Raw genomic sequence first — 12,715 nt, forward strand, 5'->3', positions numbered from 1 at the left:
ACTAGCTTAACCAGTTAAACGTCCAGCTTGGTAATCTCGAATCGCTTGTTCAATTTCGGCCGGCGAATTCATCACGAAAGGCCCATATTGGCTGATAGGTTCACCAATGGGTTGGCCCGCTAAGAGAACAACACCCGCTAACTCAGAGCTCTGCAACTGTAGATTATCAGTGGCATTCAAGCGGACCAACTCACCGCGCTCTAGCTGCGAGCCATTCAGACTAACTTGCCCTTGGTAGACATACAAGAGTCGAGTCTGTTGCTGCTGCGAGGATAACTCTAATTCCGCTTGCGGCTGTAGGCGTACATCCAGCATCAAAAATTCTTGCTCCGGCTGTTGAATGGGCCCTACAGTATCTTCATATGAACCTGCAATCACGCGAATTTCATAGTTATCTCGCTCGATTAGGCCCAGCTTATGTTGCGGGTAATCAGCCCAATCAGCCGCCTCCATTTTACGTGCTGCGGGTAGATTAAGCCATAACTGAAAGCCCCACATCAGGCCGTCTTCTTGCTTTGGCATTTCGGCGTGAATGATCCCGCGTGCTGCCTTCATCCATTGGGCTCCGCCGGCTTCAACCACGCCTGTGTTGCCATTTGAATCCTTGTGCTCCATCCGCCCTGCTAACATGTAAGTGAGGGTAACAAAGCCACGATGCGGATGCGGCGGAAATCCCGCAATATAATCATTGGGATTATCAGAACGAAACTCATCCAACATTAAAAAAGGATCCTGATGCCGTAGTTGCGGCTGATTAATCACCCGCGTTAGTTTAACCCCAGCTCCGTCTTGAGCTGGGATACCGCGATAGCGACCTGTAATAACGTGCGCCATAGTTAAGCTCCTAACACAGAACCACGTGAATGTGGTTGATTAAAGTCTAATTCCGGACCTTCAGGGACAATGCCGGTTGGGTTGATCATGGTATGACTGCTGTAGTAATGAGTTTTGATATGATCCATTAAGACCGTCTCGGCAATCCCTGGTACTTGATAAAGTTGCCGTACATAGTCCCACAGATTAGGATAATCAATAAGCCGCTGCCGGTTGGTTTTGAAGTGACTGTAATACACAGCATCGAATCTAATTAAGGTGGTAAACAAACGCCAATCGGCTTCCGTAATTTGGTCACCAGCTAGAAACGGTTGTTGCGCTAAAATGCCCTCGACCGTATCAAGTTCATCAAAAAGCTCTCGGTAAGCACGCTGGTACGCAGGAGCCTTAGTCGCAAAACCACATTTATACACGCCATTGTTGATACGATCGTAGACCCGTTCATTGATGCTATCAATCGGCTCAGCTAACTCATCTGGATAAAAATCTATTTGATTTCCTGTGAGTTCATTAAACGCAGAGTTAAACATCCGAATAATATCGGCAGACTCATTACTGACTATCGTTTTACGTTGCTTATCCCACAATACCGGCACTGTGACTCTGCCGCTGTACTTAGGGTTAGCTTGTAAATACAGTTGATACAGGTAGTTATGTTGATATAAAGGATCTTGTAAAGATTCGGACGGATTATCGCCAAACCCTTGTGAGCTAAATTCCCAACCATTTTCAAGCATCAATGGATGCACCGCAGATACGCTAATATGGTCTTCTAAGCCCTTTAACTTTCGAAAGATTAAGGTTCGATGTGCCCACGGACAAGCATAGGATACGTATAAATGGTAGCGACCTGATTCGGGTTTAAATTCAGCATCCGGATCGTTACTGATCCAATTTCTAAATTGCGCTGCACTGCGCTCGAAAGCGCCTTCATGACTATCAGTGTCGTACCACTTATCTTGCCATGTTCCATCTACTAATAAGCCCATCTGCTTATCCTCCGCTTTAACAGTTAATAACGGAGTAAGTATAGCTGGCAACTAATCGAATAATAATCGGAATTTAATCAGCAAACCTTTCTATTTATTAGAAAGGTGTTTGGGGGATTGTGCTATTAAATCTACTACCACAGCAGCACTGATTTGATTTGCCCGCTGTTGTAACTGTTGATGCAACTGGGTGAATTTTTGCGCCAACATAGCTTGATTGGCAGGATCTAACTGCTGCTCTAGTGCTTGCGCTAAGTTATCCACCGTTGCTTGCTGTTGAGCAAACTCAGGGACCAAGGCTTGATCCGCCAAGAGATTTGGCAGACTAAAATACTTAGCTTTAAATAAGCGTTTAATTAACTGATAACTTAACCAATTAAATCGATATGCCACCACCATCGGACGCTTAATAAGCATGGCTTCAAGGGTGACTGTTCCTGAGGTGAGTAACAAGCCGTCAGCAGCCGCCATGGCGGTACGGGCTTGGCCATCAATCAGTTGGATGCGTAACTGTGGTGAATAACGAGCAATGAGTTGACTAAATTGTTCGGCTCGCGCAGAACTTATCATCGGAGCAATGAACAACCAATTCGGATGTTGCTCCTGCAACTGCTGCGCAGTTTGCAAAAACAGTGGCCCTAATCTGGCTATCTCACCTTTCCGACTACCCGGTAGCAACCCGATAATGCGAGTTTGCTCAGGCAAATCTAAATCGGCTCTTGCTTGCTGCTTATCCGAATGCAGCGCAATACTATCAGCAAGTGGATGACCAACAAAAGTAGCAGCTAACTGGTGCTGATCATAAAACTGTTTTTCAAAGGGCAACAAACACAAAACATGGTCTACCGCCGCTTTAATTCCTTTAATTCGCCCTTGGCGCCACGCCCAAACACTCGGGCTAACGTAATGGACGGTAGCAATGCCCTGCTGCTTTAATTGTTTAGCTATAGGGAGATTAAAATCAGGCGCATCAATCCCAATAAACACGTCTGGGCGTCGTGCTAACATGGTCTGAACCAGCAGTTTGCGATGCTTTAGTAGGGTCCATAGACGCCCCAGAACTTCTGCGATTCCCATTACAGCTAAATCATCCATGGGTACTAAACTGGTGAGCCCTTGCGCTTGCATTAACGGACCACCTACCCCAATAAATTCAGCGTTAGGATACTTGACGCGCAACTCTGCAAGCATTCCGGCACCTAATAAATCGCCCGAATGCTCACCTGCTATCACTGCAATTAGAGGAGCTGACTGTGTCACTTCCATTTCACTCATCATCGAAACATGCTGATTAGGTTAGCGAATAATGCCACGGCGGCTTTGTTGCACAAATTCAATAAGTGGACCTAATTCTGCCGCATTCAATTCTTGCATCTGGGAAACCGCCTCGGCTACGGTGAGCCCCTGTCGATACAGCAGTTTAAAGGCACGTTTGATATTCAAAATTTGTTCACTGGTGAAACCACGCCGTTTTAATCCTTCGCTATTAATGGTACGAGGAACCGCATTGTGACCCTGCGCCATCACGTAGGGCGGAACATCCTGCACCACCACAGAATTTACTGCGGTAAAAGCATGGGCCCCAATATGGCAAAACTGATGAACTCCAGTAAAGCCACCTAAAATGGCCCAGTCACCCACATGAACATGGCCTGCTAACGTGGTGTTATTAGCTAAAATAACATGATCACCAACCATGCAATCATGAGCAACATGAACGTACGCCATTAAGAGATTGTCATCACCAATTTGGGTTAACCCTTGATCTTGCACCGTGCCGCGATGGATGGTCACACATTCGCGAATAATGTTGTTATCACCTATCACTAAGCGAGTTGGCTCGCCCGCATATTTTTTATCTTGGCAGTCTTCACCTACCGAAGAGAATTGAAAAATGCGATTGTTTTTACCAAGAGTGGTTGGCCCTTTAACTACCACATGGGGCCCAATCACAGTGCCATCACCTATCTCTACATCGGCACCAATAATACTGTAAGGGCCAATTTCTACATTGGCCCCAAGCTTTGCACTTTTATCAACAATCGCAGTCGAATGAATCACTTAAATTTCTCTTCTTGCACAAATAATATCGCAACTACAGGCTAACTCACCGTCAACTTCGGCGCGTCCTTTAAACACCCAAATACCGCGGCGTTCTTTCTCAAAGGTAACATGCAGATGCATAGTGTCACCAGGCAGAACCTGCTTTTTAAAACGAGCGTTATCCACCCCAGCAAATAAGTATAGATCTTTTGCGCCCGGCGTGCTTGCCGTTATCTTAAATCCAAGTAATCCAGCCGCTTGGGCTAAGGCTTCTAAAATAAGTACCCCAGGAAAAATTGGATTTTCAGGAAAGTGTCCAGTAAATATCGGCTCGTTAACACTCACGTTTTTTACCGCATGGATCCGGGTTTGATGGTCACAAGCTAATACTTTATCAACCAACAAAAAAGGATACCGATGCGGTAACAAGCTTAAAATTTCTTTAATATCAAAAGCGCCATCTGCTGACAAAACAATGTCCTCTTACTCGCTAGCACTAGCTAGCTGATTTTCTAACTTCTTCACCCGCTGAAAGAGCTCGTCAAGTTGACGGTAACGAGCACCGTTCCGGCGCCATTCGCGATGAGGCGCAGCAGGGATACCCGAGGCGTAAACGCCGGGCTCAGAAATACCTTTAATCACCATCGAGAAGCCACTTATTTGCACGTCATCACAAATTTCAATGTGGCCATTGATGGCTGTTGCGCCGCCAATTAAGCAGCGCTTACCAATCCGGCAGCTCCCTGCCAACACAGTACAACCTGCAATGGCTGTGTCTTCATCAATAAATACATTGTGCGCTATTTGGCACTGATTATCGATAATACAGCCATCACTAATAATAGTGTCGTCTAGCGCACCGCGATCGATGGTAGTGCTAGCGCCAATATCTACCCGGTTACCAATAACTACTCGTCCTAGTTGCGGGATCTTAACCCATTTACCTTGCTCATTGGCCCAACCAAAACCGTCAGCACCTATGATGGTGCCTGCATGCACGAGACAATGCTCCCCAATCACACAGCCATGGTAAACCACTACGTGTTGCCATAATTGGGTTGCCCGGCCAATTTCAACTCTTGGTCCAATATAGCAGCCTACGCCAATCACCACATCATCTGCGATAACCGCATGCTCAGCGATAACGGTGTTAGCACCAATAGCAACATTTGCTCCAATCTTTGCGGTTGGATGAATTTGTGCAGAGGCATGAATATGGTCAGCTGGTTTTGGTGTGGTATCTAAAAGTTGCGCTACTTTAGCAAAGCCAGCATAAGGATTACGGGTACGCAGGGCCGCCAAACCGGCTGGTAACTCCACATTAGGTGCCACAATAACGGCACTGGCTTGGGTAGTGTCTAGCTGCGAGCGATATTTTTCATTGGCTAAAAAGGCAATTTGCCCCGGCTTAGCCGAGGCAAGGGTTGCGACACCAGTGATGCTGATATCACCATCACCGTGTACTTCAGCTTCAATCGCCTCAGCCAATTGCTGTAACAGCAATGTCTGATTCGCCATAGCCTTAGTTGCCACCAGTCATTTTTTTAATCACAGCATCAGTGAGGTCAGATGCTTCAGTAGCATAAGCTAACGCTGAACGCTGCAGAACAAGATCAAACTGTTGCGCAGTAGCTACGTCTTGAGTGTTGCGCATGATATCCATCAATAGTTGGTCGCGTAATTCGTTTTGACGACGACCCATATCTTCACGTACCGCTTTTACTTTAAGCTGATAGGTGGTTTCTAACATCTCCATTTCACGCTGCATGTTCAAGCGTTCTTGATTAGACATGATAGATGCATCACGTTGCGCCTTTTCTTGTAACTCGCGCATTTGATTTTCAAGTTTAGAAACTTCGTCAATACGGCTCTTAAACTCAGTTTGAACTTGGGTTTCAAGTTCACGAGCTTGTGGCAGGTTCTGCAATACTTCTTGCACGTTAATCACGCCAACTTTTTGTTGTGCTTCTGCTGCATTAGCAAAAACTGCGGTAGCTAGTAGCGCTGCTGCAACACCTGTTTTCATTAAAGTATTCACAATAAAACTCCTTGATATATTTTATAATTTTTCAAATTAGAAGGTGGTACCGATATTAAAGCTGAAGACCTGGGTTTTATCACCATCTTCTGACTTCAGTGGGCGCCCTAACGAGAAGGTCAACGGCCCCATCGGTGAAATCCACTGCACAGAAATACCTGCAGATGCGCGGAACGAGTTAGGCTTACTAAAATCCTCTAATGGGTACGAGTTAGGATTAAGCTGCAATTTGGCATAATCGTCGTAATTAAACTCGGTATCCCATACGTTACCCACATCTACGTAGAAACTTGTACGAACTGTATTCTTATTCTCTTCAGAAATAAACGGTGTTGGTACAATTAATTCTAATCCACCCACGAACAATGCATTACCGCCCACCGAGTATTGGCTTACCGCCAAGGTATCCGTGTATTCGGGCAGCGGATTCGTTACTGGACCACCATCAACCGGCGGCAAGCCAGGAATGGATTGAGTATAACGATAGACAGCTTTCGGACCAATGGTGTTAGCTTCAAAACCACGTAAATTATCGCGTCCACCAATGCGGAAATTCTCATAGAATGGATACAGATATTCGTTGCCGTTATCGTCTTTGCCATAACCGTTACCATAGCCTAACCGCATCCGGGTCATAAACACAAAACTATGAGTATCAGTTAATGGGAAATACTGGCGATAATCGTAGTTAACACGGAAGTAATTAACATCGCTCAAAGGCGCCGACATGCCAACTGACACCGAGTTAGATGACCCAGCTGTCGGGAACATACCACGGTTTAAAGTCACTCGGTTCCAAGCTGCGGTAAGTTCGTAGATGTCAAAAGCCACCCCATTGTTTGGAGTACGTTTGTCAACATATGGTTTATAAAACCGCGTGATCTGCTCGTAACTTTCAACATCATTAATTTCTTCGCTACGATAGGTTGCGCCAAAGCTTAAACTTTGGATTTCGCTAATGGGGAAGCCCACGTTAGCGCTAATACCGTATTGCTTCTTGTTGTAGCGAATGTAGTTATCTAACTTACCAGCATCAAACTCGCTCATGTACACGCTACCGGTTAAGCTCACGCCATCTTTAGTAAAGTAGCGGTCGGTATAAGCAACACTTGCAGTACGATTATATTTATTAGTGTTTACGTTGATCGCAGCGCGGTTACCCGAGCCCAAGAAGTTTTCTTGCGACGCACCAACACCGATTTGTAGACCTGAGTAGTCACCGTAACCAAAGCTAAAGTTAAATGAACCTGACGGCTGCTCTTTAACCACAAAATCAATATCTACACGCTCATCACTACCATCTACTTTGGTAGTATTGGTTTCTACGGTTTCAAAAAAGCCTAAACGCTCTAACCGAACCTTACTTTGCTCTACTTGGGCCTCATTGAGTGGAGCCCCTTCAAGTTGACGCATCTCTCGGCGTAAAACTTGATCCGCAGTTACATTGTTACCGATAAAGTTAATTCTATTCACGTAGACGCGTTTGCCAGGGTTGACGGAGAAAATCAAGTCAACTTCGTTGCTACCCTCTTGAATTTCAGGAATAGCGCGAACTTCAGGATACGCATAGCCGAAACGACCATAGAAACGAGCAATAGCCTCTTCTAGGGCTGTTATTTGTGCTGCGTTGTACGTCGTACCTGATTTGATGGTGGTGAAAGCTTCAACCATCTCGTCATGGCCTTTCAAGTCACCAATCACTCGTACTTCGTTAATGCTGTATACCTCACCTTCTTCAAGGTTCATAGTGATATACACGCCTTTACGATCTGGCGTTAACGTTACTTGAACGGACTTAACCTGAAAGCCCAAATAACCACGGTTTTTATAGAAACTCTCTAGTGCTTCTAAATCGCCTGATAACTGTTGTTTTTGATAACGGTTTTCACCGATAAAATTCCACCAAGGCAAGCTGTCTTTCAACTCAAATTGATTGAGTATCTCTTCATCAGTAAAACTTTTATTACCCACTAAATTGATTTGTTTAATTTCGGCCGATTCGCCTTCATCAAAGTTCAACCGCACGCTTACTCGATTACGGGTAAGCTCTACCAGTTCTACATCAACCTTAGCGTTGTATTTACCTACACTATGAAAGAAATCTTCAAGGCCTGTTTCGATGCTTGCGATGACGGTACGATCTAGTTGCTCGCCCTCGACAATCCCGCTATCAGTAAGACTCTGAGTGAGCTGCTCATCCTTGATATCTTTGTTTCCCTCAAACTCTATCGAGCTGATGGTTGGGCGCTCCACCACCTCAAAAATAAGCGTGTTATTTTCGCGTTTCGCTTCAATGTAATCAAAGTGGGTGGATGAATAAAGAGAGCGGATACTGTTACGAACTGCGTTCGCATCAACAGTGTCACCTAAACGAATAGGAATATAAGTTAGCGCGGCACCTAGGGCCACTCGTTGTAATCCTCTTACACGGATATCTTCAACGACAAATGTTTCGGTATTTTTGTTGGCACTCTGCTCGGAAGCATTGGGTTCAGAACCTTGGGTTGCACTTTGTGCGTATGCAGTATGTGCAGGAAGAGCCGCCGCTGCTACCAGGGCGCTCAAGAACAGCTGTTTCAACGTCATTCTGTGCTACTTAATTGTTGTGTTGTACATGTCGTTTCATTGCGACAATCGCAGAATATCATTACTGATAGCAATTGCCATTAACGCGAATATAAGCGCGCCACCGATGCGGTAAAAAACTTCTTGCACGCGTTCAGAGACGGGCTTACCACGTACTCCTTCTACTGCAAGAAAGACTAAGTGCCCACCGTCTAAAACGGGTAATGGCACTAAGTTTATCACCCCAAGGTTAACGCTAATAAGCGCAAGAAACCCTAAAAAGTAGACCAGACCATAACTGGCCGAAGTCCCTGCCCCCTCTGCGATCGCAACTGGACCGCTCAGGTTGCTTACTGACACTACTCCGGTAACCAATTTACCCAGCATTTTTACACTGAGTACAATGAGCTCCCAAGTTCGTTCGGTGCCTTTTACTAATCCATCTATGAAACCATACTGTTGCACAAACCGATATTCTTCGGGATAAGGCGCAACGGTCGGCTCTACTCCTAGAAAACCAATACTTTCTTGTTCTAGTTCGCGGCTGCCTATGGTAACCGGTAACGCGAGTAGTTGCCCATTGCGCTCAACGCTTAGGATTACTTGCTGCCCGGCCGAACTCATAATCAGCTGTCTGGTTTGAGACCAATCTACTACAGGAGTTCCATCAAACTCGACAATTTTATCACCAACGCGCAAATCAGCTTGCGCTGCGGGTGATTCGTCTGCCACATAACTCAGTACTAACGATACACGTTGCTGGTACGGCTGCAAACCTAAATCAACAAAGGTTGGCGTTTGTTGGTCAGATAATCGCCAATCCGCGATATCCAATACATAATCTCGCTCGCGCAAGCGCTCATCTTGCACTGTTAGAGTCACCTGTTGCTGCCCTAAAGCACTAGCAAAGGCTAAATTAACTTGTTGCCAATCTTCCGTACGGCGACCATCAACTGCAATAATTTCACTTGGCACCGGAATTGATACTTGGCTTGCAATTGACTGCTCACGTACATCACCAATAATGGGCTTGACCGATTGCACACCCAGCAAAAACATCACCCACAACACCACGATAGCTAAGATAAAATTAGCTAATGGCCCTGCAGCTATAATGGCAGCTCGTTGTGGTACTGATTTAGCATTGAAACTTAAATGACGCTGGTGCTCTGGCACCTCATCAACGCGCCCATCAAGCATTCGTACATAGCCACCTAGTGGAATAGCACCGATTTGATAAACAGTACCGTCAGCAGCCTGCCGCTGCCATAGTGGCTTACCAAACCCCACCGAAAAGGTTAAGACTTTTACCCCACAACGTCGTGCAACCCAAAAATGTCCAAATTCATGGAAAGTAACTAAGATACCCAGCGTTACTACAAACGCTGCTAACGACCAAACCACTGTTAACATAACCGATAATGCTCCACCCAACGCTGGGCAACCTGTCGCGCTTGTTGATCTATGGCAATGACATCGTCAATTGAGCTAACCGGAATCACTGCTATTTCGTTCAATACCCTATCACAAATCTCAGCAATAGCGGTAAAGCCAATTTGAGTACCTAAGAAGGCTTCAACTGCGATTTCGTTTGCTGCATTAAGCATGGTGGTGGCGGCTTGCCCTTGCCAGCAAGCCTCAATAGCCAAGGCTAAACAAGGATAACGAGCGGCCTCGGCGGTACTGAACGTTAATTGGCTTAATTGGGAGAAATCAAGTGCTGCAACACCGCTGCTGATACGTGCAGGATAACTTAAACCATAAGCAATTGGCGTACGCATATCCGGCTGTCCTAGTTGTGCTATCACTGAACCGTCGGTAAAACTTACCATAGAATGAATAACACTCTGAGGATGTACCACCACTTCTAATTGCTCGCGTTGACAATTAAACAACCAGCGCGCTTCAATATACTCTAATCCTTTATTGAGCATGGTGGCGGAGTCTACAGAAATCTTCTGCCCCATACTCCAATTGGGATGAGCACAGGCTGCAGCTGGGGTTTGTTGGGCTAATTCGGCTAAGGGTAGCTCTCTAAAGGGGCCACCTGAGCCGGTAAGCAAAATTTTACTGACCCCATGAGCGGCTAAATCAGCTTGACCTAAAGCTTGTTGTGCTGCTGTCGGCAAACACTGAAAGATTGCATTATGTTCGCTATCGATGGGCAGCAACTCTGCGCCAGAACGAGCTACAGCGTCCATAAACAGCTGCCCTGACATCACTAAGGCTTCTTTGTTAGCCAGCAAAATACGTTTGCCAGCGTTAACTGCTGCCAAGGTTGGCAATAGCCCGGCGGCACCTACAATAGCTGCCATTACCGTATCTACTTCACTAGCTGAAGCAACATCAAGCAAGGCCGCAGCGCCGATAAGTACTTCCGTGCTGCTACGTTGTTCTAACAGCTGCTGCCGTAGCGCTAAACCAGCCTGCTCATCGACCATAACCGCGTAGGTTGGGTTAAAACGTGTACAAATACTCAGCATCTCCGCGACATTAGCATGTGCGGTCACCGCAAAGAGATTAAACCGTTGTGGATGCTCGTTGATAACAGCTAAGGTACTTTTACCAATCGAGCCTGTGGCACCTAAAATCGTAATAGATTGCATACTAGGCCAATAACAATAAGTAAGCTAAAGCAAAGACGGGTAACGCTGCAGTTAAACTATCAATGCGATCTAAAATACCACCGTGCCCTGGCAACAAACTACCGCTGTCTTTTACTCCTGCACAGCGCTTAAACATGCTTTCGTTTAAATCACCAAACACCGATGCAACGACAGTGACTAATCCAGCTAGATAGTAACCAGCGAATTGCTCGGCAGGCACTTTTAACCAATGTGCTACTACCATCATCACCACAAAAGCCAAGGTGATACCACCTAGAAGCCCTTCCATGGTTTTACCTGGGCTGACCGCTGGCATCAGTTTATTGCGCCCATAACGAACCCCAGCAAAATAGGCTCCAACATCGGCGGCCCATACCAGTAACAATACAAAGAGCACCGCAAAGCCGCCAAACAACGGCTGCTCAGCATAATTCAAAGAGCGGATAGCCAGCATGCCAGCCCAAGCAGGCACCAGTGTTAACCAACCAAATACGCCCACGATGGAGCGCGTACGCGACCACACTCGCCGACTACGTGGATAATTTAATATCAACACTAAAGCCAACACCCACCAAGCACAGCCCAGCACGATCAGGATGTATAGTGGCTGCGCTAACTCGCCTTGCTGCCATACTTGATCAACCGGCACCCACCACATCAAGGCCGCCAGAATAACACTCACGCTGAGCGTATAAGCGATACGACCTAGGCGTTTGGTGACCCCCATCAATGGCGCCCATTCCCACGCCCCAGCTGTCATCAATATCAGCACCGCCACAGCAAAGCCTGTTAATGGCAGTGCAAACACCGCATAAAGGGCGACTGGTATAAGCACCAGCGCAGTCAGTAAACGTTGTTTAAGCAAGGTTGTCCCCGGTTGTCACATCAGTATCTAAAATAGCCCGTTGCAGTTGCTCGCTGGTCATACCAAAGCGACGCTCGCGACAACTAAAGTCAGCGATTGCTGCTGCAAATTCTTTATCATCAAAGTCGGGCCACAATACTTGGCTAAAATAAAATTCCGCATAAGCTAATTGCCATAGCAGAAAATTGCTAATTCGGTGTTCGCCACCTGTTCTTATTAATAAATCTGGCTCGGGTTGGTCTGCTAATTGTAACTGCTCAGCTAATAAATCAGTTGTGATTTGCTCAGCGTCCAATTCACCATCTCGCACCTTACTCGCCAATTGTCTTGCCGCCGCAGTAATATCCCAACGGCCGCCATAGTTGGCTGCAATATTTAAATTCAAAGCGGTATTATTTGCGGTCATGGCCTCTGCTGTCGCCATTTGTTTCTGTAACCGCTCACTAAACGCACTTTTGTCGCCAATAATACGTAGGCGTACATTATGTTTATGTAACTTCTTTACTTCACGCTTTAGTACCGTCATAAAGAGTTCCATTAACACTGAAACCTCTTGTTGCGGGCGATTCCAGTTTTCACTACTGAAGGCAAACAAAGTTAACGATTGAATACCTTTTTTACGTGCAAACTGCACCGCTTGCCGCACCGCTTCAGCTCCAGCTTTATGGCCAAAGGTGCGGTGTTTGCCGCGCAACTTCGCCCAACGCCCGTTACCATCCATGATGATTGCCACGTGCTTAGGCATTTGAATACTCGAAACGTCCGTGATTGTCAT

At 46.2% G+C, this 12,715-nt stretch carries 12 protein-coding genes; all 12 read right to left on the bottom strand.

The window, feature by feature from the left end; all coding sequences use genetic code 11:
• Positions 1-6: 6 nt before the first annotated feature.
• Positions 7-834: a pirin family protein gene (locus tag AB8S08_RS07195; RefSeq protein WP_369742337.1), complete on the bottom strand. Its 828-nt coding sequence runs from the start codon at positions 832-834 to the stop codon at positions 7-9.
• Between the two features lie 2 nt (positions 835-836).
• Positions 837-1,823, bottom strand: coding sequence for a glutathione S-transferase family protein (locus tag AB8S08_RS07200; RefSeq protein ID WP_369742338.1), 987 nt, complete (start codon positions 1,821-1,823; stop codon positions 837-839).
• 90 nt (positions 1,824-1,913) lie between these two features.
• Positions 1,914-3,101 (bottom strand): lipid-A-disaccharide synthase, encoded by a 1,188-nt coding sequence (gene lpxB / locus AB8S08_RS07205; RefSeq protein ID WP_369742339.1) that lies wholly within the window; start codon positions 3,099-3,101, stop codon positions 1,914-1,916.
• 18 nt (positions 3,102-3,119) lie between these two features.
• Complete coding sequence (gene lpxA / locus AB8S08_RS07210; protein WP_369742340.1) at positions 3,120-3,884, bottom strand: acyl-ACP--UDP-N-acetylglucosamine O-acyltransferase; 765 nt, start codon at positions 3,882-3,884, stop codon at positions 3,120-3,122.
• Positions 3,885-4,337, bottom strand: coding sequence for a 3-hydroxyacyl-ACP dehydratase FabZ (gene fabZ, locus AB8S08_RS07215; protein WP_369742341.1), 453 nt, complete (start codon positions 4,335-4,337; stop codon positions 3,885-3,887).
• Between the two features lie 12 nt (positions 4,338-4,349).
• Positions 4,350-5,384, bottom strand: a complete 1,035-nt coding sequence (gene lpxD, locus AB8S08_RS07220) for a UDP-3-O-(3-hydroxymyristoyl)glucosamine N-acyltransferase (RefSeq protein WP_369742342.1) — start codon at positions 5,382-5,384, stop codon at positions 4,350-4,352.
• Between the two features lie 4 nt (positions 5,385-5,388).
• A complete protein-coding gene (locus AB8S08_RS07225; protein WP_153826124.1) occupies positions 5,389-5,904 on the bottom strand; it encodes an OmpH family outer membrane protein in 516 nt (171 codons plus the stop codon).
• Positions 5,905-5,940: 36 nt separating this feature from the next.
• The gene (gene bamA, locus AB8S08_RS07230) at positions 5,941-8,490 is read right to left on the bottom strand and encodes an outer membrane protein assembly factor BamA (RefSeq protein ID WP_369742344.1); all 2,550 of its coding nucleotides are present in this window, start codon (positions 8,488-8,490) and stop codon (positions 5,941-5,943) included.
• A gap of 36 nt (positions 8,491-8,526) precedes the next feature.
• Positions 8,527-9,882 carry a sigma E protease regulator RseP gene (gene rseP / locus AB8S08_RS07235; RefSeq protein ID WP_369742346.1) on the bottom strand — a complete coding sequence of 452 codons (1,356 nt, stop codon included), beginning with the start codon at positions 9,880-9,882 and terminating at the stop codon, positions 8,527-8,529.
• Positions 9,876-11,075, bottom strand: a complete 1,200-nt coding sequence (gene ispC / locus AB8S08_RS07240) for a 1-deoxy-D-xylulose-5-phosphate reductoisomerase (protein ID WP_369742347.1) — start codon at positions 11,073-11,075, stop codon at positions 9,876-9,878. The genes rseP and ispC overlap by 7 nt, the downstream gene beginning before the upstream one ends.
• 1 nt (position 11,076) lies before the next feature.
• A complete protein-coding gene (locus AB8S08_RS07245) occupies positions 11,077-11,940 on the bottom strand; it encodes a phosphatidate cytidylyltransferase (RefSeq protein WP_153826121.1) in 864 nt (287 codons plus the stop codon).
• The gene (uppS, locus tag AB8S08_RS07250) at positions 11,933-12,715 is read right to left on the bottom strand and encodes a polyprenyl diphosphate synthase (RefSeq protein WP_202912495.1); all 783 of its coding nucleotides are present in this window, start codon (positions 12,713-12,715) and stop codon (positions 11,933-11,935) included. Before uppS ends, AB8S08_RS07245 begins: the two co-directional genes overlap by 8 nt.

It is taken from the genome of Pseudidiomarina sp. PP-1MA (assembly GCF_041200125.1).
GTDB lineage: Bacteria > Pseudomonadota > Gammaproteobacteria > Enterobacterales > Alteromonadaceae > Pseudidiomarina > Pseudidiomarina fusca.